This window comes from Nonomuraea sp. NPDC026600, assembly GCF_040638335.1.
Classification (GTDB): domain Bacteria; phylum Actinomycetota; class Actinomycetes; order Streptosporangiales; family Streptosporangiaceae; genus Nonomuraea.
Window position 1 is genome coordinate 15,853 of record NZ_JBEZYD010000039.1, and the last position, 20,394, is coordinate 36,246.

General features: G+C 69.5%; 22 protein-coding genes. 11 read left to right on the forward strand and 11 right to left on the reverse strand.

Features of this window, described 5'->3' with window-relative positions:
* Positions 1–131: 131 nt before the first annotated feature.
* Genes AB0F17_RS52500 through AB0F17_RS52510 form a run of 3 tightly spaced genes read left to right on the forward strand, consistent with a single transcriptional unit; the run spans position 132 to position 3,626 of the window.
* The gene (locus AB0F17_RS52500; RefSeq protein WP_308168521.1) at positions 132–371 is read left to right on the forward strand and encodes an acyl carrier protein; all 240 of its coding nucleotides are present in this window, start codon (positions 132–134) and stop codon (positions 369–371) included.
* A complete protein-coding gene (locus AB0F17_RS52505; protein WP_358040299.1) occupies positions 364–1,608 on the forward strand; it encodes a condensation domain-containing protein in 1,245 nt (414 codons plus the stop codon). The genes AB0F17_RS52500 and AB0F17_RS52505 overlap by 8 nt, the downstream gene beginning before the upstream one ends.
* Positions 1,605–3,626 (forward strand): N,N-dimethylformamidase beta subunit family domain-containing protein, encoded by a 2,022-nt coding sequence (locus tag AB0F17_RS52510; RefSeq protein ID WP_358040302.1) that lies wholly within the window; start codon positions 1,605–1,607, stop codon positions 3,624–3,626. Before AB0F17_RS52505 ends, AB0F17_RS52510 begins: the two co-directional genes overlap by 4 nt.
* Here AB0F17_RS52510 and AB0F17_RS52515 read toward each other — a convergent pair.
* The 4 genes from AB0F17_RS52515 to AB0F17_RS52530 are packed head-to-tail and all read right to left on the reverse strand — an operon-like array spanning position 3,605 to position 7,875.
* Positions 3,605–5,272 carry a hypothetical protein gene (locus AB0F17_RS52515; protein ID WP_358040305.1) on the reverse strand — a complete coding sequence of 556 codons (1,668 nt, stop codon included), beginning with the start codon at positions 5,270–5,272 and terminating at the stop codon, positions 3,605–3,607. The two genes, AB0F17_RS52510 and AB0F17_RS52515, sit on opposite strands and share 22 nt — an antisense overlap.
* Complete coding sequence (locus tag AB0F17_RS52520) at positions 5,257–6,198, reverse strand: methionyl-tRNA formyltransferase (RefSeq protein ID WP_358040308.1); 942 nt, start codon at positions 6,196–6,198, stop codon at positions 5,257–5,259. The genes AB0F17_RS52515 and AB0F17_RS52520 overlap by 16 nt, the downstream gene beginning before the upstream one ends.
* Positions 6,195–6,884, reverse strand: coding sequence for a PIG-L family deacetylase (locus AB0F17_RS52525; RefSeq protein ID WP_358040310.1), 690 nt, complete (start codon positions 6,882–6,884; stop codon positions 6,195–6,197). The genes AB0F17_RS52520 and AB0F17_RS52525 overlap by 4 nt, the downstream gene beginning before the upstream one ends.
* Positions 6,871–7,875, reverse strand: coding sequence for an NAD-dependent epimerase/dehydratase family protein (locus AB0F17_RS52530; RefSeq protein WP_358040313.1), 1,005 nt, complete (start codon positions 7,873–7,875; stop codon positions 6,871–6,873). The genes AB0F17_RS52525 and AB0F17_RS52530 overlap by 14 nt, the downstream gene beginning before the upstream one ends.
* Before the next feature lie 207 nt (positions 7,876–8,082).
* Between AB0F17_RS52530 and AB0F17_RS52535 the strand changes: the two genes are divergently transcribed.
* The gene (locus AB0F17_RS52535) at positions 8,083–8,892 is read left to right on the forward strand and encodes a lysophospholipase (protein WP_358040315.1); all 810 of its coding nucleotides are present in this window, start codon (positions 8,083–8,085) and stop codon (positions 8,890–8,892) included.
* Between the two features lie 14 nt (positions 8,893–8,906).
* Here AB0F17_RS52535 and AB0F17_RS52540 read toward each other — a convergent pair whose 3' ends face one another.
* The 3 genes from AB0F17_RS52540 to AB0F17_RS52550 all read right to left on the reverse strand — a co-directional run bounded on the left by AB0F17_RS52540 (position 8,907) and on the right by AB0F17_RS52550 (position 10,630).
* Positions 8,907–9,461 carry a hypothetical protein gene (locus AB0F17_RS52540; RefSeq protein WP_358040318.1) on the reverse strand — a complete coding sequence of 185 codons (555 nt, stop codon included), beginning with the start codon at positions 9,459–9,461 and terminating at the stop codon, positions 8,907–8,909.
* Positions 9,462–9,530: 69 nt separating this feature from the next.
* Positions 9,531–9,899 carry a hypothetical protein gene (locus AB0F17_RS52545; protein ID WP_358040321.1) on the reverse strand — a complete coding sequence of 123 codons (369 nt, stop codon included), beginning with the start codon at positions 9,897–9,899 and terminating at the stop codon, positions 9,531–9,533.
* Positions 9,900–9,907: 8 nt separating this feature from the next.
* Entirely contained in the window at positions 9,908–10,630 is a 723-nt protein-coding gene (locus tag AB0F17_RS52550; RefSeq protein ID WP_358040324.1) for an SDR family oxidoreductase, read from the reverse strand.
* A 102-nt stretch (positions 10,631–10,732) separates the two neighbouring features.
* On the opposite strand from AB0F17_RS52550, the gene AB0F17_RS52555 reads away from it, so the two are divergent.
* Positions 10,733–11,569, forward strand: coding sequence for a helix-turn-helix transcriptional regulator (locus tag AB0F17_RS52555; protein WP_358040326.1), 837 nt, complete (start codon positions 10,733–10,735; stop codon positions 11,567–11,569).
* A 108-nt stretch (positions 11,570–11,677) separates the two neighbouring features.
* Here AB0F17_RS52555 and AB0F17_RS52560 read toward each other — a convergent pair whose 3' ends face one another.
* Entirely contained in the window at positions 11,678–12,244 is a 567-nt protein-coding gene (locus AB0F17_RS52560; RefSeq protein ID WP_358040329.1) for a hypothetical protein, read from the reverse strand.
* An 85-nt stretch (positions 12,245–12,329) separates the two neighbouring features.
* Here AB0F17_RS52560 and AB0F17_RS52565 point away from each other — a divergent pair, with 85 nt between their 5' ends.
* Together AB0F17_RS52565 and AB0F17_RS52570 are read left to right on the forward strand one after the other, a co-directional pair.
* Positions 12,330–12,959, forward strand: a complete 630-nt coding sequence (locus AB0F17_RS52565; RefSeq protein WP_358040332.1) for a DUF998 domain-containing protein — start codon at positions 12,330–12,332, stop codon at positions 12,957–12,959.
* A 273-nt stretch (positions 12,960–13,232) separates the two neighbouring features.
* Positions 13,233–13,511, forward strand: a complete 279-nt coding sequence (locus AB0F17_RS52570; RefSeq protein ID WP_358040625.1) for a MarR family transcriptional regulator — start codon at positions 13,233–13,235, stop codon at positions 13,509–13,511.
* Positions 13,512–13,558: 47 nt separating this feature from the next.
* Here AB0F17_RS52570 and AB0F17_RS52575 read toward each other — a convergent pair whose 3' ends face one another.
* Both AB0F17_RS52575 and AB0F17_RS52580 read right to left on the reverse strand, forming a co-directional pair.
* Positions 13,559–13,705, reverse strand: a complete 147-nt coding sequence (locus tag AB0F17_RS52575; protein WP_358040335.1) for a hypothetical protein — start codon at positions 13,703–13,705, stop codon at positions 13,559–13,561.
* Positions 13,706–13,776: 71 nt separating this feature from the next.
* Positions 13,777–15,405 carry a CocE/NonD family hydrolase gene (locus AB0F17_RS52580; protein ID WP_358040338.1) on the reverse strand — a complete coding sequence of 543 codons (1,629 nt, stop codon included), beginning with the start codon at positions 15,403–15,405 and terminating at the stop codon, positions 13,777–13,779.
* 126 nt (positions 15,406–15,531) lie between these two features.
* On the opposite strand from AB0F17_RS52580, the gene AB0F17_RS52585 reads away from it, so the two are divergent.
* The 4 genes from AB0F17_RS52585 (at position 15,532) to AB0F17_RS52600 (ending at position 18,383) form a co-directional block, all read left to right on the forward strand.
* The gene (locus AB0F17_RS52585) at positions 15,532–15,927 is read left to right on the forward strand and encodes a GntR family transcriptional regulator (RefSeq protein WP_358040340.1); all 396 of its coding nucleotides are present in this window, start codon (positions 15,532–15,534) and stop codon (positions 15,925–15,927) included.
* A gap of 37 nt (positions 15,928–15,964) precedes the next feature.
* Positions 15,965–16,867 carry an ABC transporter ATP-binding protein gene (locus tag AB0F17_RS52590; protein WP_358040343.1) on the forward strand — a complete coding sequence of 301 codons (903 nt, stop codon included), beginning with the start codon at positions 15,965–15,967 and terminating at the stop codon, positions 16,865–16,867.
* A 154-nt stretch (positions 16,868–17,021) separates the two neighbouring features.
* Entirely contained in the window at positions 17,022–17,750 is a 729-nt protein-coding gene (locus AB0F17_RS52595; RefSeq protein ID WP_358040346.1) for a maleylpyruvate isomerase N-terminal domain-containing protein, read from the forward strand.
* A 36-nt stretch (positions 17,751–17,786) separates the two neighbouring features.
* The gene (locus AB0F17_RS52600) at positions 17,787–18,383 is read left to right on the forward strand and encodes a helix-turn-helix domain-containing protein (RefSeq protein WP_358040349.1); all 597 of its coding nucleotides are present in this window, start codon (positions 17,787–17,789) and stop codon (positions 18,381–18,383) included.
* A 209-nt stretch (positions 18,384–18,592) separates the two neighbouring features.
* Here the strand turns inward: AB0F17_RS52600 and recQ are convergent, their stop codons facing one another.
* Positions 18,593–20,392 carry a DNA helicase RecQ gene (gene recQ / locus AB0F17_RS52605; protein WP_358040352.1) on the reverse strand — a complete coding sequence of 600 codons (1,800 nt, stop codon included), beginning with the start codon at positions 20,390–20,392 and terminating at the stop codon, positions 18,593–18,595.
* Positions 20,393–20,394 lie beyond the last annotated feature (2 nt).

Genomic DNA, 20,394 nt, shown 5'->3' on the forward strand with positions numbered 1-20,394 from the left:
ATCGGGCTGCCGCAAGACGCTAGAAAAAATGCACAAATGCGTCAACCCCTTACCGGCAGACGCTTGCCGCCGTCTGGCCCCGCGTGACACACTCGCCCCGGATTTCCCTGAAAACGGGAGGGCTTTGCCAGGTGCAGACGGACGGGGAACTACGCGGACGGCTCGCCGACATGGTCGCCAAGGCCACCGACGGCGCGGTCGAGGCAGAAGAGGTGCTGGCCGGGGAGGCCAGGCTGGCCGATCTCGGCGTCACCTCACTCGGCTATCTCAGACTGATCGACGCGGTGGAGGCGGAGTTCGGCGTCGAGCTGGACCTGACCTCGGCCGACAGCCTGGACGAGCTGGTGAACTACTTACGGCTCCATGCTTGAGTCGCCGCTCACCTGGGGGCAGCAGGACATCTGGCGGGCCGTCGTGGCGGCGCGGCCACAGGAGCACTATCTCAACATCGGCCGGATCTTCGCCGCGCCGAAGCGGCCGGTAACCGTCGAGCGCGCCGTCACGGCCCTGGACGGGCTCGTGGCCAGGCACGAGGCGCTGCGCACCCGGCTCAGCGGCCCCCGCGACTGCCCCCGGCAACGGATCTCGCCCATCGCCCGGCCGTACGTCGAAGTGACGGACGAATCCGCTCAGGTGGTGTGCGATCGGCTGTCGGCCGAGCCCTTCGACTACTGGGAGGAGTGGCCGCTGCGGGTGGCGTTCCTCGTGACGGGCGACTATGTCCGGCATGTCGTGCTGGTCCTCTGCCACCTGGCCGCCGACGGGCACGCCGCCGATCTCCTGGTGAAGGACTTCCGGCTGCTCCTGCTGCGCGACTCGCTGCCACCGGTGGAGAGCGCCACGCCGCGTGAGCTCGCCGAGTGGCAGCGCTCGGCCGAGGGCGAGCGTACGTCCGACGAGGCCCTGGCCTTCTGGCTGTCCGAATACCGGCGCATGGATCCCGTGGCCCTGTCGGACGTCCCGCGGTGCCCTCGGTACTGGGAGGCCACGATGACCTCCGCAGCCGTCGCCGCGGCGGCGCAGGCCGTGGCCGCCCGCGAGCGGGTGAGCTCCTCGACGGTGCTGCTCACGGCCGCGGCCCGGCTCGCCGGGCGACTCACGGGCCAGCGGTTCTGCGGCATGCGGGTGATCGTCAACAACCGGTTCGCGGCCGAGCGCCGTGACGTGGTCTCGACGATCTCGCAGGAGGGGCTCGTACTGCTCGACCTCGGTACGCCGGACTTCGGGGAGCTGGTCCGGCAGGGCTGGCAGGTGGCCTTGCGGGCCTATCGGCAGGCCCAGTTCGATCCGTACGCGATGCAGGAGGCGGTGTCGGCCGTGGGTCCGCGGATCAGGTCGTTCGGCTGCTTCAACGACCAGCGGCTGGTGCAGCGCGACGGGGTGACAGGTCTGGACGAACAGGCCGTACGCGCCTCAATGGAGCGGACCGAACTGGTCTGGACGGACACCATGGACCGCAACATCTGCGACTTCCGGCTGCACGTCGGCGGCGAGCCGGGGCGGATGGAGGTGTCGCTGTACGCCGACACCGGGCTGCTCGCGCCGCCGGGGATCGAACGGTTCCTGTTCGACATGGAGTCGACGCTGGTCGAGGCGGCGTTCGCATGAGCCTGTACGCGGCGGCCACGTCGTGCGCGCAGGGGGAGACGCTCCGGTTCCACCTGCTCGGGGGTGGGGGCGCGATCCTTGTCGAGGACGTGCCGACGGGGCGGGTCGTGCTCCGGGACACGGCCGAGGGCGACACCTGGACGCTCAAGGTGGGCGCGGACTGGCCCAGCTCGCTCTATCGCGCCGCCCTGGGCGACGACTCCGCATATTTCGTCGTACGTGCTCAGGTGCCTGCTTCGCCGGTGATGGTGGCGATTCCCTTTCCCACCTGGGAGGCGTACAACCGGCCCGGCGTGCCCGGTGAAGGGCTCTACCAGTCCGAGCAGCCCGATCGCGCGGTCAAGGTCAGCTTCGACCGGCCGGGCGCGGGGCCGCAGGTCGAGGAGTGGGAGCTCGGGCTGCTGCGCTGGCTCGGGCCGTCGGGGCACACCGTCGACTACTGCTCGGGGCTGGACCTGCACGACGGTCTCGACCTGCTGAGCCGTTACCGGCTGCTGGTGATCAACGGGCACGACGAGTACTGGTCGTGGGAGATGCGGGACGCGGTGGAGGCGTTCGCGCGGTCCGGTGGAAATATCGCCATATTCTCCGGAAACACCTGCTGGTGGCAGGTCCGCTTCGAGGACGACCTCCGGACGATGGTCTGCTACCGCGACGCCGTTGCCGACCCCCTCTCACGCACCGACCCCGGCCGTACCACGGTCGAGTGGCCCAGCGACCCCGTCAACCGCCCCGAGAACACCCTCACCGGCCTGACCTTCCGCAACGGCGCCGGCTGCTGGGTAGACTCGCGCGTGATGTCCCAGGAGTCCTACACGGCCCGCTTCACCGACCACTGGGTCTACGCGGGCACCGGCCTGCGGGACGGCGACACGTTCGGCACGGGCGCGCTCGGCTACGAGACGGACGCCGCCGACCTGGAGTGGCTGGACGGCGTCCCCCGGGCCACCGGCCGTGACGGCACCCCGCCGTCGTTCGTCGTCCTCGCCACGGCGGACCTGTCGCACTGGCGCAGGTACGGCAGGGGCGGCGCGGCCACCATGGGCGTGCACCGGCTGGGCGCCGGGACGATCTTCAACGCGGGCACCATCAACTGGGGCAACACCCTGGCCACCGACCCGATCCTGTCCCGCATCACCCGAAACGTCCTGAACCACCTCTCCCGCCCCCCGGGCCCACCCCTGTGGGAGGACATCGGCCCTGGGCGCCCGGCTTCGGAAGTCCCGCTGCTCCCGACCCCGGAATCCCAGCATTCGACGGTCGGGCCTCCCGCGACGGCCGTCTCTCCCACGGCTCCTCCTGCGGAGGGCCCGTCGCAGCCGGTCGCGCTCGTCGTGTGTGAGAACCGGCTGTTCGCGGCCGGGGCCGGTGGGGTGCTGAGCACGCGCGACCTGTCCGGCCAGAACCTGCCCTGGCGCCCGATCGACACCACCGACGCCCTGGCGCTCGCCGCCCCCCGCGAGGCCCACGGCGGCCCGCCGGCGGGCCTGTACGGCCTGGCCCCCGACGGCGCCATCCGCTACCGCGACCCCGTGCTCACCCCCACCCCGTGGGCGGACGTCAGCCGGGCCCCGGAGCACGCCACGGGCTTGGCCGCCGCCGACGAGGCCCTGTTCGCCGTCACATCGGACGACGAGCTCTGGCACCTCCCCATCCGCCGCCTCACGGACGCCACCTGGACCCGCATGGGCGCCGGGGGAGGGGCCACAAGCCTGACGGCGATGAACGGCCGCCTGTACGCCATCGCAGGCGACCGCGTGCTGACGAGACCGGTCGACCGCCACAACACCGACTGGACCGACCTCGGCGAGGCCCAGCCCGCGACCACCCCCGCACCGACCCCCGTCCCGACCTCAACCACGACCACCCCCGCACCGACCCTCGTCGGACGCGGAGGTCCTACGCCGCGCGGAGGCCCTATGCCGCCCACCGGGAGGCGCATCGTGCTGGCCGCCGCCTCAGGGCGGCTCGTCATCGCGGCCCCCGACGGACGGCTCTACTGGCGGTCGCTCTCGTAGGCCAGCCACTGCGCACACGTGTGCAGGCCGTAGTCGAGCTCCACCTCCGGCCGCCACCCCAGCTCACTGAAGGCCCGCTCGACGCCCACCACCGCCCCGGCCACCGCCCCACCGGAGGCGGCGGCCTCGATCGGCACGGGCCGGACCGCCTTGGCCACCGCCTCCGCCAGCTCCCACCCGCTCACCGGCTCCGGGCCGGCGATGTCGAACACCCCGGCCCCACGGGTCAGAGCGGCAATGACGGCAGCGGCGACGTCCCGTACGTGCACAAGCTGCACAACCCCGTCACCGGCCCGCAGCGGCCGGTTCAGCGACGACCGCAGCACCGAGTCCGCCACGATCCCGCCCTGCGGCATCCCCGGCCCGTACGGCTCGCCGAGACGCAACACCACCGCGTCCTCGACCTCCATCCCGCACGACCCGACCAAGATCTTCCGCCCGCCGAAGCCCGTAGAGCCCGAGGAGCCCGAGGAGCCCGAGAAGCCCGAGAAGGCCGCGCGCGCCAGCCGTACCTCCTCATCCGGATCGGCGTCCAGCGCGCAGACGTGCACCACCGCGTCGGGATCACCGGCGGCCAGGTAGCCCCGGTCGGCGAGCGCCCACGTGACCTGCTCGCGCAGCCACGTGTCAGCCCCGGTCACGGCCACCGTCGGCCGTTCCACAGCCTGTGGAGACGCCGCGAGCCCGGCAGCGAGCCCGGCCCGCGCCACGTCGAGGAGTTCGTCCGACAGCCGGGCCAGCTCGCGAGACCCGAGCTCATGACAGAGCCCACCGGGGCCCATGGTCCCCAGTGCCCGATCCATCACCCGAGGATCCCCGGAGCCTTCACCTACCACGCCCATCGTGAAGGTCGTCAGCCAGAGCGGCCACCACCGGCCGTCGAACCGCGCCCGCAGATCACCGACGTCGAAGCCGCGCCCGTCCAGATAGTCCTCGCACCGGATGTCCCGCCACCCCGAAGCGCCGGGCACCGCGCACTGCGCCACCCCTCGCTTGAAGAACGGGATCGCGGCCAAGGACCCGAGCAGCCGATCCTCGCGGGAGAGCGGGTCGTCGGCGAAGAAGCAGGGCGAGCGGCGCAGGCCCTGGAAGTCGTTCTCCACCAGGCTCGCCAGGTCCTCGTGCTCGGCCAGGCTGGGCACCGCGACGTACACCGGCACGCCGGCCTGCCGGAGATAGCGGCCCATCAGCACGTCGTCCGGCCACGTGTCGCCCCGATCGCGGGCCCACTCCACGTACCCCTCGGCGACCCGCCGGGGGAGCAGCAGCGCCGCGACGGGCGTGTACTCCCCGGCCCCGCGCACCCAGCGCGCTCCGGCGAGCGCGCCCAGCCGCACGGCGGCGCCGTTGCGCGAGTTCCAGAACGCGAACAGGGCCAGCGCCGCGTCCGGCATGGCCTGGGCGGCCATCGTCGCCCGCTCGAAGAACGTGCCGGACAGCACCATGTCGTCGTGCAGCAGTACGTGGTGCGTGGCCCCCTCGGGGATGCTCGACCAGGCCAGCAGCGACGTCCGGAACGCCGACGGCCGCCCGGCCGGATCCGGGTCGGTGACCACGTCCAGGACACCGCCCGCCAGGCTGACGGCCGCCTCCCTGCGCTTGGGATGCGCCATCACCGCCCCGGTGAGGGTTACGTCCCCAGGCACGTGCCGACCGCGAGTTCGCCCGCCTCCAAGAGGGACAGCGCGTCACGCCGTCCGGCGCCCTCCCACTGCGCTTCGCGGACGACGAGCAGCCCGGAGCCGCACGCCACGAGCACCCCGGCGCTGCCGGTCGACCAGACCGGCGCCAGCAGGGTGCCCGGCGGCTCCTGATGTTCACCCCACTCGATGAGGTCGGCGCTGTGCACGAACAGCTTGCGTCCGCCGACGAAGGTGAAGGCTCCTGGGTACGGCGCGGCCAGCGCGCGCACCCAGTCGTAGACCTCGCTCGCGGACCTGGTCCAGTCGATCAGGCCGTCCTCCGGCCGCCGCCGTTCCCAGACCGAGCCGCCCGGCGGCTGCGGGCGGGCCACCACCTGGCCGGCGAGCAGCAGCGGGACGTACTTGGCGAGCAGTTCGATGTTGATCTCGGTCACCTTGCGGTAGACCTCGGTGACGTCGTCGCGACGGCTCACCGCGAACTCGCGCTGGGCGATCAGCTCGCCCTCGTCGGCGCCCTCGTTCAGGAAGAACAGGCTGACCGCGCTCGACCGGATGCCCTTGATGATCGTCCAGGGCAGCGGCGCCCGCCCCCGGCCCTCGGGCAGCCGGGTGGGGTGCAGCCCGACCGAGCCGAGCGGGCACGTCGACAGCAGCGGTTCGCGGACCAGTTGTGACCAGCCGGCCACCACGAACAGGTCGATGTCCAGACTGGTGACCAGCTCGTGGGTCCGGCCGTCGTTGATGTCGGCGGTCTCCAGCAGCGGAATGTCGTACTTCTCGGCCGCCTCCTGCAGCGGCGCGTAGCCCGAGCGGTGCTGTAACTGGGGCGGGTAGCCGATGAGCAGCGACGGGGGAGTGCCCTGAGCGGCCAGCACGTCCACGGCCGGGGCCGCGAACTCCATACCGGTGCAGAAGGCGAACTTCTTCACAGGACCTCCCTAAGCACGCCGAACGCTTCGGCGTGGGTGACTCCGATTTCCGCCCCGCGCAGCGTCGCCAGTGCCGTCACCGACTCCTCGCTCCTGATGTGCGGCGAGGGCCGGTGCTGGCTCCGGTAGCCGCGCAGCGCCTCAAGCTTGCGTTCCATATGGGGGCTGATGTCGCAGAAAGCGGTCGAGCGCGGCATCGGCTCGGCCGCCCACTGGATCTTCGACATCTCGTACAGCAGCACGGTCGGCACCAGCCACTTGCCGAACTGCTGGGCGATGGGCCTGGCCGCCGCGAACCCCGCGCCGAACACCGCCAGGTGATCCTGGTCGTAGTCGGCGAAGCTCGGCAGCAGCAGCAGGTCGGGCCGCCGCTCGTTCAGCGCCCGCTCGAACAGGTCGACCAGCTCCCGGCGCGGCAGCGTGTCGAGCCGCTCGGTCAGGTCCATGTCGCCGTACGCGATCTCGTACGTGAAGCCCAGCGTGGCCCGGACGGCCTCGATCTCGTCCAGCCGCTGCCGATAGCTGGTGGCGCCGTCGAGGCCGTAGTGCCGCATCCCGTCGACCGCCAGATACAGGACGTGGACCTCGGCCCCCGCCCCGACCTGGGCGGCGATCAGGCCGCCACAGCCGAGTACCTCGTCGTCGGCGTGGGGAGAGATCACCAGCACCCGGTCAAAGCGGCGCATTCACTGCCCTCCGGTCCTCACGGGCGCTGTAGTACTCGGCGGTGCTCAGGATCAGCTCGTCGAGCGCGATACGCGGCTGCCAGCCGAGCCCCGTCGCCGCCCGCAGCGCCGGGATCTTGTGGAACGACTCGGCCTCGGCGTAGTGCGGCCCGTGGACGCTCCTGCCGTCGACGCTGACGATGGGTGACGGGCTGCCGAGCAGCTCCTTCACCCGGTGGGCCAGCTCCATGATGGTGATCGCGTTCGCCGGGTTGCCGACGTTGATGATGATGTCGTCGCTGTCCAGCGCCGCGTCCATGTAGCCGATGAGGAACCCGGTCAGGTCACTCGCCGCGATGAACGCCCTGACCTGCTCGCCGCCCGCGAACACGGTGATCGGCTTCTCGGCCAGCGCCTGCTGGACGAACGTGGGCATGACGAACCCGCCCGCCCGCGACTGCCGCGCCCCCGCCACGTTGAACGGGCGGATGACGACGCCACGCAGCCCGTGCTGGCGGCTGTTGGAGACCATCGCCTCGGCCAGCGTCTTGGCGATCGCGTACTCGATGCGGGTGTTGTACTGCGTCGGTACGAGGATGTCGTCCTTCTCGTCGAGCACGCCGCTGCGGCCGTACACCTCGGCCGAGCTGAACAGGCACAGCGGCGCACCGGCGCCGATGCAGGCGTCGATGACCGGCGCGGTGCTGCCGATGATGTCGTGGCCGAGCCGGCCGGCCCTGGACAGGATGCTCGCGGGGCCGACGTACGAGGCCGCGTGGATGACGCGGTCGGCACCGGTGAAGTCGCCGCCCGCCGCCAGGTAGTCCTCAACCCGCTGCCGGACGACCGTGCAGCGGGGATCGGCGTCATAGTCCTCGCCGTCGATGACCGCGCCTGCGTTGGAGTCGATGATCGTTACTCGGTGGCCCGCTGCGAGATACGCGTCCACCAGATGTGAGCCGATGAATCCGAGACCGCCCGTGACGATGACTTCGCCACTTGGAGCTCCCACGGGCCTGCCTTTCCCCACGAAGCCGTGATTTCGAGGAAAAAACGGTCACACAGGGCATGTGCCGCCCCGGTGGCACCTAGCGTGGGATTAAAACAGTTTTCGCCACACTTGTCACGCATGGCAGTAATTTTTCATGCTTGATCCAGATGCTGGACCGATGGGCCGGGTGGGGCGTACGCTCGCCGCATTCCGCACACACGGAGTGACATGGCCAGTTCGAGGGAACGCACGTTCACCGGCACGCGCGCCGCCATCACGGTGCGGGAATGGCCGCACGATCAGCCGCGCTACATCGCCGTCCTGGTCCACGGCTATGGCGAGCACATCGGCCGTTATGAGTACGTGGCCGACACCCTGGTCCGGCACGGCGCCGCGGTCTACGGGCTCGACCACGTCGGCCACGGCAAGTCGGCGGGCGACCGGGCACTCGTCGTCGACTTCGAGGACGTGGTGACCGACGTACATGCCGTGGAGGAACAGGCCAGGGCCGACCATCCGCGCGTACCGGTCGTGCTGATCGGCCACTCGATGGGCGGCCTGATCGCGGCCCGCTACGCCCAGCGCTATGGCGACGGGCTGGCCGCGCTCGTCCTGTCCGGCCCGGTGATCGGCGAATGGGAGGTGATCCCCGTCCTGCTGTCCCTCGACGAGATCCCGGACATCCCCATCGACCCGGCCACCCTCTCCCGTGACCCTGCTGTCGGCGTCGCCTACGCCGAGGATCCGCTGGTCTGGCACGGACCGTTCAAGCGGCCCACCCTGGAGGCGTTCGCCACGACGATCGCCTCGATCTCCAAGAGCGGAACGCTCGGCAGCCTGCCCACGCTCTGGATCCACGGCGCCGACGACCAGCTCGTCCCGCTGACCTCCAGCCGTACCGGCATCGAGACGATCCGCGGCGACGACCTGACCGAACGGATCTATCCGGATGCCCGGCACGAGGTGTTCAACGAGACGAACCGGGACGAGGTCCTGACAGACGTCACGACCTTCATCGACCGCGTCCTCGGCCACTGACTTATTGCACCGGCCTATTTCACGGGTGACGGGCCCATTTCACGGGTGACGGGCTCATTCACGGGTAGCCACAGGTGGCCGGATCCGCGGGTCCGCGTCAGGTCCACCCGGTAGCAGCCCGCCTTGGGGAAGACGAACCCCGTGCCCCACTCCTCACCCGGCCGGTTCCACGTCGAGCCGCCATGCTGCTCGGGGCCGAACGTGGGCTTGGCCCGCGTGCCGTCGCCCAGCACGGCCGTGACCTTCAGCGGCCCCTCACCGGTCATCCGCCACACGATCTTGACCTCCTCGCCCCGCTTGAACGGAACCGGCGCGAACAACAACCCCCACACCTCAGCGTCCCGCGAAACCCCCCGCACCTCGGGAAACCCATCGCCCTGGGTGACCACCGACGTCCCATGACACGCCGCCTTGGTGGACGTGGTGGTACCGGGCGTCGGCGTCCCGGCGGGAGCCTGCGACGTAGCCCGGGTAGCGGTGGCGGGCGCCGACCCCGGCTCCGCCATCTGGCCGCCGGTGGTGCACCCGACAGCCACTATGAGCACCGCTCCGATTGTCATCCGCTTCATCGAACCTCCTCCGCTCTCACGACACGTACGCCGTCGAGCGGCAAGAGGTTCCCAGGCCTGGACGGAGGGCTATATCCAACGGCGAATGGCGTCGACCGTCGTCTCAGGTGTGGTGTTGAAGCAGAACCGGATTCCGGGTGTCGTCGTCACCAGCACGTTGATCAGCCGTTCGAACAGGACGGTGTGTTCGGGTGTCATGCGCACACCACCTCCGATCATGGCCAGGCCGAAAGGGCCCTCGGACAACCGTTCACGGATGGTCTTCTCTGCTTCGTCCGGGTCGGTACCGATCAGGCACGACACCGCGTCGAAGCCCGCCGCCCGCAGAGCCGCATCGCCCTGCTCGATCCGTGTGGTGAGTGTCGTCTCATCGAGGCCCGGGTGCTTGGTGTAGTCGATCGAGCTCGGATGCAGCCCGATGGTCAGAATCGTGGTCATCTTCGCTCCTACCAGGGGATGGGGCCGTTGGTGTCGAAGAAGCCTCCGGTCGGCCCGTCAGCGTCCAAGGTGGCCAACTTGATGATCGCAGTGGCCCCCTCGGCGACGGTATGGATACCCGTGTGATGGTTCATATCGGTGGCGGGGTTGCCCGGATCCGCAGAGTTGACCTTGAACCCGGGCAGCGCTCGGGCGTATTGGGACACGATCATGTTGAGTGCCGCCTTCGATGAGGCATAGTCCAGGCTCAGGAAGCCGGACTCGGGGCGGGCAGGGTCGCCGGCGTGTGTCAGTGAGGCGAGAGCGCTGGACACCATGACGATGCGGGGCTGTTCCGACTTCCGAAGCAACGGCAGGAACGCGTGGGTGACCCGCACCTGACCGAACACGTTGACCTCGTACAGCTCCCGTAGCATGTCGGCGTCCATGTCGGCCGGATCCAGCAACGGGCCACCGACGCCGGCGTTGTTGACCAGCACATCCAGGTGATCCACGCGCTCAGCGACGGCCTTCACGGCCGCCGCCACGGATTCGTCCGAGGTCACGTCGAGCTCGACGAACTCGACGTCGAGCCCCTCACTCGCCAGCATGTCCGCAGCGTGCCTGCCCCGTTCCCGGTCCCGAGCGGCCAGGAGGACCAGCCATTCTCTTTCGGCCAGGCGGCGTACGGTCTCCCGGCCCAGCCCTTTGTTCGCTCCGGTGACCAGTGCCACCGTTTTCACGTATGTCATGGAGCCGATCATCGGTGCGCGCGCCCGGGGCCCGCCAGGACCGCTGAGGCATGGGACCTGCGGTACCACCCGGCCGGCCCGGTCTGGCGGCATCATCGAGGAGTGAACCGCGCCGAACTCGCCGAAGTACTCCGCACAGCCCGAGCCCGGGTGCGACCGCAGGACGTCGGGCTGCCGATGGGGATGCGGCGCCAGGTGCCGGGTCTGCGCCGGGAGGAAGTGGCCATGCTCGCGGGTCTGAGCGTCGATTACGTGGTCCGGCTCGAGCAGGGGCGCGGGCCGCGGCCCTCGAGCCAGGTCATCGGCGCGTTGGCCCAGGCCCTGCGGCTCGACGACGATGACCGTGACCTGATATTCCGGCTCGCCGACCACGAGCCGCCTCAGGCCGGACGCATCGCGATGGTCGTACGCCCGAGCGTGTTCCGGCTGCTGGACCGCATGGCGGATCTGCCCGTACTGGTGCTGTCTGCCAAGGGTGACGTACTGGCCTGGAATCCCCTCGCGGCGGCGCTTCAAGGCGACATGTCCGCATGGCCGCAGCGGCAACGCAATCTCATCTGGCAGCGCTTTCTCGGCAGTAGCCGCTGCCAGGTCGCCGCAGGTCCGGACGAAGACGACGCGGCTGCCCGCGCCTCGGTCGGCACGCTACGTGCCGCCCATGCCCGCTACCCCAACGACCCCGACCTGGCACAACTGATCAGGGACCTCCGTCGTGGCAGCCCGCGATTCGACGAGCTCTGGCGGGAGGGGCGATCCTCCCCATGGCGTACCGCGGCCAAGAGCATCAGTCATCCCAGTCTGGGTACGATCACGCTCGACTGCGACACCCTCCTGCTCCCGGACAGCAGCCAGACCATGCTCGTGTACTCGGCCGAGCCGGGATCCCCCGAGGCCACGGCGCTCGACCTGCTCCGGGTGACCGGGCTGCAGCGTTTCTGAGGCGCCACGGACGCGCTACGGTGGCTGTGGTCGCCGATCCCGGCTGCGCTACTTGGCCGCTGGTGGTGCAGTCGACAGCTTTTTCCACTGCCGGGCCGACAATTTCTGTTATCCCTCTCCTGACTCGAAGATACGCCAGCTCTTCCTCGGCGAGTCTCTTTCGAGCCAGTAACCCCAGCTGTAATCATATGGCGCGTCTCGGTCGCGGCTTTTGAGTTCGAGTCTTATCGACACGTTCATTACGGTTGTATACCTACCCGTGCCATCCAGATCAGGATGGCACGGGTAGATGGTTGCTGCCGTAATATCGGTCCAGTCGCAGAATGGACTGTCGATGACGGACTCCTCGCGATCGGCGAATTCTGGGGTGGACAGGCGGCGGGCGGTATCGATGTCTCGCGCCACGACCGCCTTCAGGTAGGTCCTCACGACGTCTTCGGGAGGGGCGTTTTCCGCTGGCGGCTGGACATGGTGAAGCTTGCGTGGAGCGCAGTAGAGGCCGGTGAAGTCGCCAATAGCTGGATAGTACAAGCCCAATAGGGTCGCGAATAGCGAGCCCAAACCAGCGGTGACATAGGCTTTCGGCTTCAAGACCCGCCCCCAGATGCGGACCGGACGTGGATTCTGCCGCTCTGGCCGTATCCCGACCATGACCTTGACCTCTACAATCGTCACGCTGGACGCCGGCTCCAACCTCAGCTCGCGTCACGAAGGGGTTCCGCATGTCGAAATCTGGCCGTGAAGCGCTGACGACGGTGCGATGACCGACGTCTGGGCGGCTTTGAGCATCGCCAGCGTGGCACTGTGTGTCGCGGCGTTCGGCGTCTTACATCTGGTGGCCGCGAACATGAGCCCCATCGAAAGGACTTTGTCGGAGTATGCGCTCACCGCCTACCGATGGCTCTACTCTCTCGCAGTCGGCTCAGTCGTGCTGGCCGTGGTCCTTCTCGCCGTTGGGCTGTACACCGCTTCACCGGGCACCGTCCCGACCGCCGCGACGGTACTGCTGGGCGTCTTCGCAGTCGCGATGCTCGTAGCCGCGGTCTTTCGCACCGACTTCATGGATCCACACGCAGGCGAGTTCGCCATGACGCACTCGGGAGTCGTGCACGCGATCGCGGGATTCATCGCCGGCCTCGCTCTGTGCGCCGCCGCCCCACTGCTGGACGGTTCGCTTACCCGCCTTGGCGCCTCGCACGAATGGACCGCCGTAATGTCCTGGACACCCACGGCCGGTCTGGCGATCTTCCTCGTCACCATTGTGGCGCGCGGGCCGCTGCATCGACTAACCGGCCGCGTGTCGGTACACGGCATCGGCGAACGACTCGGGTTCGCAGCCTGCCTCGCCTGGCTCGGCTACGCCGCCATCAGCCTGGTGCTCGCCACCTGAGCACCGCACGTCGCCGCGTCGAAGTCCGCCGCAAGCAAGGGGGCCTGCTGCTAGGGGCGTTCCGTCTGGGGCTGCGGTGAGACGGATCGCACGGCAGGCGCGGTCAGGCGGTTGCTGAAGCGGGCGAGCATGGCGGTGTGGGACGTTTCCGGGAACAGTCGGCCGATCAGCGGGGGAATGCGCCAGTTGGCGGGATTGCGCCTGGCTATCCGGGAGACCAGAGAGATGCGCGGGTAGCGGGCCTTTTCATAGGCGCGCAGCCGAACCGCCGGGCTGCCGTCCGCGTCGACGACGCGGCTGATCGACAGACTGGAGAAGGCGGGCTACGTACGACGGGTGCGCGGCGAACGCGATCGGCGCATGGTCACCGTAGAACTGGTCGAGGGCGGCCTGGACGATTACCGGGCTGCCTGTGAGTCGTCCAGGCGGCACCTGGACGAGATCGCCCCTGCACTACGGGCCCGAACAGGTGCCACTACTGCTGGACATGTTCGGGCGCGTCGCCACCGCCTACCGATCAGCCCCCAAAGAACTACGCGAGGACGCGCCTGAACCTATGGGTGCCGAAAACTTTGCGTGGTGATCGCCCGCGTCCTACTTTATGATCGTAAAAAGAAATACCAGATCACGCCCAGAGCAATCAGCCAGATAATCGCGCCGATGCCGCAGACCACCAGGCAGCCTGCGATGACTGTGCGTTTTCTACCTCGATCGCCCCATTCGTGACGACCGCGATCCGGATCCATCTTCAGAGGCTACGACGTCCCCTCCGCCACTGCTAATTGACCATGTTCGCGATAAGCGGCATTTGTTCCTTTTATGCATTTCCAAGGAGCGGAAGGATCAATGCCGACGGATATTCGGGACCATGGAAGATTTCGAACGAGGTACGCCGCGTCCGCACGGCTCCGGCCGCCGGCTCGCCGGTCCCGTGGTTACGCGCGAACCTCGGAAACGCACCCCCCGCCACCTGTACCCGCAGCCGGTGGCCCTTCCGGAAGCGGTACCCGGTCGGGTGTAGCTCGACCTCAGCCCGGGTCACGCCCTGCGAGCCTGAGGGCAGGCGCACGATGCCGTCAGTGACGTTCCGGGAGACGCCCGAGGGGTCGACGTCGCAGAGCCGTACGAACAGGTCGGCATGCCCCGTGTCGGTGCGTACGTGCACGACGGCCGAGACCGGTCCGACCAGGTCGAGATCCCGGGTGAGCGGCGCGGCGGTGTGGACGAGCACGTCGGAGCGGCGCTCCACCTCCTGGTTGTCGCGCTGGCCGAGCTCCTGGGCGGACAACATCGGGCCACCCGGCGACCGTGTGGGGTGCGCCGGATCGTAGACGAACGTGCCGGAATCGTTCTTGTCCGGCACCTCCCAGCCGAGCCCCTGACCGTCGCGCAGGTACAGCGGCGTCGGAGTGGACTCCGCGGGCGGCCACCGGTCGAAGTCCAGCCAGCGGTTGGCCTTCTGCAGGTAGAGGCGTACCGGTGCCTGATGGAGCTGGGCGGTGTCGCCGAGCAGGTGCGCGGACAGCCATGACACCTGGTCGATCATCAGGGCGCGGATCGCGCCCAGGTCGTGCCCCCACGGGCCGATCGTGATCCGGCTGCGCCGCCCGGCCTCGCGCAGCGCGGTGAAGTCACGTAGCTGCGCGGGCAGGAACAGGTCCCACCAGCCGGTCACCATGCTGGTCGGCGTGGTCATCTTGGCCGCGGCCGCGCTGTGGTCGGTGGCCGCCCAGAAGTCGTCGCCCGGCTCCGCGTGCGCCGCCACCTCGCGCAGGAACGGCTCCGGCCTGCCGATCGCCGCCATGTCGGACGTGCCGATGGGGACGTGCGCCATGGCCCGCCGTACGCGCCGCTCCTTGCGGGGGTCGGGCAGCAGCCCGCCCAGGAGCGCCTCCTCCTGGGTGCCGATCAGCGACGACCAGGTCAGCATGTTGTGCAGGCCCATCACGCCACCCGGATAGAACGTGCTGACGAACTCGCTGGCCGTGACCCCCAGCCCCATCGCCTCCAGCGGCGGATCCAGGTAGGGCCCGACCGCCCATTGCGTGTACCCGAGATAGCTGGCCCCCGCCATGGCCAGCCGCCCGTCACACCACGGCTGCGCCCGCAGCCACGCCGCCGTGGCCAGGCCGTCGCCCTTCTCCTGATGAAAGGCGTGGAACCGGCCGCCGGAGCCGAAGACGCCCCGGGTGTTCTGGACGACGACCTGCATCCCGCGCCTGGCCAGCACGCCCGCGAACGCCTTCGCGTCGATCCGGTGCTTTCCGTACGGCGTGCGCATCAACACCACGGGTAACGGCCCGGCGCCACGAGGCTGATAGCGGTCGGCGAGCAGCACCGCGCCGTCGGGCATCGCGACCCGCAGATCACGCGCGACCGCGACATCACCGGCCACCGCCTCCGGCAGCCCGAGGAACCTGTCGAACAGTCTGTCGAGCACACTCATGAGGGATCCTCTCGCTCGCCGCCCAGCGTAGAGCTCCAAGGCCGAGGAGCGCGGGAGACCTCGGTTCTGCCGAGTCGCCTACCCCAAGGTCTAAAGTGCTATATAAATAGATAAATGGAGGAATGCGTGATCGAGTTCCATCTGGACGTCCGGTCCGGTGTCTCGCCGTACCTGCAGGTGGTCCAGCAGGTACGGCAGGCGCTGAGGCTGGGTCTGCTGCGAGAGGGTGACCAGCTTCCGACGGTCAAGGACGTGGTGGCGCGGTTGGCGATCAACCCCAACACCGTGCTCAAGGCCTACCGGGAACTCGAACACAACGGGCTCGTAGCCGCCCGCCCAGGTGTCGGCACGTTCGTGACCCGGACGCTGGCCGACGCCTCGCTGCTGGCCGCGCACGGCCCGCTGCGACAGGACCTGCGGCGCTGGCTGGCCAAGGCCCGTCTGGCCGGGCTCGACGACGAGAGCATCGAGGCCCTGTTCATGACCACCTTCCGGACTGTCGCTCAGGAGAACATAGCGTGACCGAGCGCAGCGATATGGGGGGTCCAGGGGAGACCTTATGACTGCGGTCCTGCGGACCCGGGCTCTGGGCAAGAAATACCAACGACACTGGGCGCTGACCGACTGCACCCTGGAGATCCCGGCCGGGCACGTGACCGGCCTGGTCGGCCCCAACGGCGCCGGGAAGTCGACGCTGCTGAACCTGGCCGCCGGGATGCTGACGCCGACGGTGGGCACGATCGAGGTGTGCGGCGGCCGCCCCGGCAGCGGCCCGGCGCAACTGGCGAAGGTCGGCTTCGTCGCCCAGGACACCCCCACCTATGCCAGGCTGACCGTCTCCGACCATCTACGCCTCGGGGCCCGGCTCAATCCGAGCTGGGACGGCGCCCTGGCACGTCGGCGGATCGAGCGGCTCGGCCTGGACCCGAAGCAGCGGGCCAGGAAGCTGTCGGGCGGTCAGCGCGCCCAGCTCGCCCTAACCTTGGGCCTCGCCAAACGGCCCGAGTTACTGATCCTCGACGAGCCGGTGGCCGCCCTCGACCCGCTCGCCCGGCGGGAGGTCCTTCAGGACCTCATGGAGGCCGTCGCCGAACACGGACTCAGCGTCATACTCTCCTCCCACCTGGTCGCCGACCTGGAACGCGTCTGTGACCACCTCATCGTGCTGGTCGCCTCCCAGCTCGAGATCATCGGGGAGATCGACGAACTCCTGGCCACCCACCACCGGCTGGTCGGACCCCGCCGCGACATCGCCACCCTCCCCGCGGACCAGCACGTCATCTCCGCCAGCCACACCGACCGGCAGACCACGCTGGTCATCCACACCGAGGCACCGATCCTCGATCCCGCCTGGACCGTCAGCACGATCGGCCTGGAAGACCTCGTCCTGGCCTACATGGGCCGGACCGCCGGCGTCGGCTCCGGCTCGGGCCGTCGCCCCGCCCTGGAGGTGCTTCGATGATCTGGCTGACCTGGCGGCAGTTCCGCGCACACGAGTCCTTCACCGACATCGCGGTGCTGGCTGACGAGACCCGCCTCCGCCCCCGATCCTTTCCTCGCCGGACCGGTGACTTTCCCCCCGCCGCCTTGTCTGCACAGGAGAGAGGGAGGCAAAGATGCGAGAGTCCCCACCCACGACCAACGCCGGCACCACCGCTGATCCCCGGATGGGCGGTGTCGCTCTGCTGGGGCGGGCCATCGACTACGCGCTGGGCTGCCTGCGTCTGGTCACGCCCGGCGACCTGGACCGTCCCACCCCATGTGACGACTGGGACCTGCGGGCGTTGCTGGCGCACGCGAACGACTCGTTCACGGCACTGGCGGAAGCCGCAGCCTTCGGCCACGTCGCCCTCATCCCGCCGATCAGCGACGGCCACAACAAGCCCAACGCCATCACTACGGCGGAGACCACCGTCACCGCCACCCATGGCCCGCCGGTGGCAGGCGACTGGACCTTGGGAGGTCCGGTGGTGGACGGTGGCGAGCTCGATCATGTGCTCTCGTTGCGGGACCGCGCCACCAGCCTGCTCCACGCCTGGGCGAACGCCCGGGACGCCATCGTCTCCGTCGGCGGCTGCCCGTTGACGGCCGCGATGGTGTGCGGCGTCGGCGCCGTCGAGGTGACCGTGCACGCCTGGGACGTGGCCCGATCCTGCGGTCATCACACCCCGATCCCGGCGCCCATGGCGGCCGAGCTCCTGCCGCTGGCCCGCCTCTTCGCCACGGACGCCGACCGCCCGGCCCGCTTCGCCTTACCGTTGGACACCGCCCCCCAAGCCTCCGCGCAGGACCGGCTGCTCGCCTACCTGGGCCGCGACCCCCACTGGACTGACAACAGCAGATAGCTTGACAGCATTAATTGTCGGTGTCAGCGTGGAGCCATGTACGAAGTCGCGGTGATTGAGGACCCGGCCGCCGCCGAGGTGTCGCTGGATCCGGTGCGCGCCCGGCTGCTGGCCGAGCTCGCCGAGCCGGGCTCGGCCACGATGCTGGCCGCCAAGGTCGGTCTGGCCAGGCAGAAGGTCAACTACCACCTCAGAGCCCTGGAACGCCACGGCCTCGTGGAGCTCGTCGAAGAGCGGCGCAAGGGCAACTGCACCGAACGCGTCATGCAGGCATCGGCCGCCTCGTACGTCATCTCGCCGACGGCCCTGTCGGCGGTCGAACCTGACCCGTCCCGAGCCCCCGACCAGCTCTCGGCCCGCTGGCTGCTGGCCGTGGCCGCTCGCCTGGTGCGTGACGTGGGCACCCTCGTCACCGGCGCGGCGAAGGCCAGGAAGCGGGTCGCGACGTTCGCCATCGACGGCGAGGTCCGCTTCGCTTCGGCCGCCGACCGGGCGGCCTTCGCCGAAGAGCTGTCCGGGGTGGTGGCTTCGCTGGTCAGCAAGTATCACGACGAGCAGGCCGAGGACGGACGACCCCACCGCCTGATCATCGCTATCCACCCTTCCGTGGGGAAACAGCCCACTGATAGGTAATTGGGGTTCCGGCGACGGATGATCCGCCCGAGATGCGGGTACGGATAGCGGCGCATGAGTGAGAGGGCGGCCCCTTACCCCGGGCCGTACCAGACGATGAGTGCATGTGCGGCCCTGTCGACGCGGCGGTGAACCCCAACGCCGAGCCCAGGGCGAGCAACGTGGTGGCGACGGCCGATCTTCGTGCGGCCGTCGCCCCCACTAACACCTCAAGAGGCGAGCGTCTCCAGGACCTGGTCGCCGTACTTGGCCAGTTTGTTCTCGCCCACCCCGCTGACCGTCCCGAGCTCGGCCAGCGTGGACGGCGACAGCGTCGCGATCTCCCGCAGCGTCGCGTCATGGAAGATCACGTAAGCGGGCACCCCCTGCTCCTTGGCCGTAGCCGCCCGCCACGCCCGCAGTCGTTCGAACACCGGCTCAGCCGCCGCCGGCAGCTCCACCACGGGACGGTCCTTGGTAGCGGTCTTGGCCCGGGCGGTCCGAGGGGCGTCGCGGCGCAGGCGCACCTCGCGCTGCCCGCGCAGCACGTCGGCGCTGGCGTCGGTGAGGACCAGCGCGCCGTAGTCGGACTCGACGGCCAGCAGTCCCTGGGCCAGCAACTGGCGCACCACCCCGTGCCACTCGGTGTTGCCCAGATCGGCACCCACCCCGAACACGCTCAGCGAGTCGTGGCCGTGCTGCAGCACCTTGGCCGTCTTCTTGCCGAGCAGGATGTCGGCGATCTGCCCGACGCCGAACTTCTGGCCCCGCTCGCGGCGCAGCCGCAGCACCGTGGACAGGACCTTCTGAGCGGGGACGGTGCCGTCCCAGGACTCGGGCGGTGCCTGGCAGGTGTCGCAGTTGCCGCACGGCTTGGAGTCCTCCTGCCCGAAGTAGTCGAGCAACATCACCCGGCGGCACTCGACCGTCTCGCACAGCGCCAGCATCGCGTCGAGGTGGAGCACCTGGCGGCGGCGGTGGGCGTCGTCGCCCTCCATGGCCAGGCGCCGGTGCTGGACCACGTCGTGCAGGCCGTAGGCCATCCAGGCGGTCGCGCGCAGCCCGTCGCGGCCGGCCCGGCCGGTCTCCTGGTAGTAGCCCTCGACGGACTTGGGCAGGTCGAGGTGGGCGACGAAGCGTACGTCGGGTTTGTCGATGCCCATGCCGAACGCGATCGTCGCCACCACGATCAGCCCGTCCTCGCGCAGGAAGCGCGCCTGGTGCGCGGCGCGGGTGCGGTTGTCGAGGCCCGCGTGGTAGGGCACGGCGGCGATGCCGTTGTCGACGAGGAAGGCCGCGATCTTCTCGACCGAGGAGCGCGACAGGCAGTAGACGATGCCCGCGTCGCCCGGGTGCTCCGCGCGCAGGAAGTCGAGGAGCTGGCGCTTCGGCTCGTTCTTGGTGGTGATGCGGTAGTGGATGTTGGGCCGGTCGAAGCTGGCCACGAAGTGCCGGGCCTTCTCCAGCCGCAGCCGGGAGGCGATCTCGGCATGGGTGGCGGGGGTGGCGGTCGCGGTCAGCGCGATGCGCGGCACCTCCGGCCAGCGCTCGTGCAGCTCGGACAGCGCCAGGTAGTCGGGGCGGAAGTCGTGCCCCCACTGCGACACGCAGTGCGCCTCGTCGATGGCGAACAGCGAGATCTCGCCCTTGGCCAGCAGCCGCAGCGTCGTCTCGACCCGCAGCCGCTCCGGCGCGAGGTAGAGCAGGTCGAGCTCGCCCGCCAGGAAGGCCGCCTCGACCCGTTGTCGTTCATCGAAGTCCTGGGTGGAGTTGAGGAACCCCGCGCGCACGCCGAGCGCGGTCAGCGCGTCGACCTGGTCCTGCATCAGCGCGATCAGCGGCGAGACGACCACCCCGACGCCCGGACGGACCAGCGCGGGGATCTGGTAACACAGAGACTTGCCGCCGCCGGTCGGCATGAGCACCAGCGCGTCGCCGCCCTCGACGACGTGATCGATGATCTCCTGCTGCCCTGCCCGGAACGAGTCGTAGCCGAACACGCGGTGGAGAGCCTCGGTGGGGGTATCCATGC

Coding starts and splice junctions, on each gene's coding strand:
- AB0F17_RS52505 (WP_358040299.1), top strand. CDS start 364: ATGCTTGAGTCGCCGCTCACCTGGGGGCAGCAGGACATCTGGCGGGCC.
- AB0F17_RS52510 (WP_358040302.1), top strand. CDS start 1,605: ATGAGCCTGTACGCGGCGGCCACGTCGTGCGCGCAGGGGGAGACGCTC.
- AB0F17_RS52525 (WP_358040310.1), bottom strand. CDS start 6,884: ATGCGCCGCTTTGACCGGGTGCTGGTGATCTCTCCCCACGCCGACGAC.
- AB0F17_RS52535 (WP_358040315.1), top strand. CDS start 8,083: ATGGCCAGTTCGAGGGAACGCACGTTCACCGGCACGCGCGCCGCCATC.
- AB0F17_RS52540 (WP_358040318.1), bottom strand. CDS start 9,461: ATGAAGCGGATGACAATCGGAGCGGTGCTCATAGTGGCTGTCGGGTGC.
- AB0F17_RS52545 (WP_358040321.1), bottom strand. CDS start 9,899: ATGACCACGATTCTGACCATCGGGCTGCATCCGAGCTCGATCGACTAC.
- AB0F17_RS52550 (WP_358040324.1), bottom strand. CDS start 10,630: ATGACATACGTGAAAACGGTGGCACTGGTCACCGGAGCGAACAAAGGG.
- AB0F17_RS52565 (WP_358040332.1), top strand. CDS start 12,330: ATGACCGACGTCTGGGCGGCTTTGAGCATCGCCAGCGTGGCACTGTGT.
- AB0F17_RS52575 (WP_358040335.1), bottom strand. CDS start 13,705: ATGGATCCGGATCGCGGTCGTCACGAATGGGGCGATCGAGGTAGAAAA.
- AB0F17_RS52580 (WP_358040338.1), bottom strand. CDS start 15,405: ATGAGTGTGCTCGACAGACTGTTCGACAGGTTCCTCGGGCTGCCGGAG.
- AB0F17_RS52590 (WP_358040343.1), top strand. CDS start 15,965: ATGACTGCGGTCCTGCGGACCCGGGCTCTGGGCAAGAAATACCAACGA.
- AB0F17_RS52595 (WP_358040346.1), top strand. CDS start 17,022: ATGCGAGAGTCCCCACCCACGACCAACGCCGGCACCACCGCTGATCCC.
- AB0F17_RS52600 (WP_358040349.1), top strand. CDS start 17,787: ATGTACGAAGTCGCGGTGATTGAGGACCCGGCCGCCGCCGAGGTGTCG.
- recQ (WP_358040352.1), bottom strand. CDS start 20,392: ATGGATACCCCCACCGAGGCTCTCCACCGCGTGTTCGGCTACGACTCG.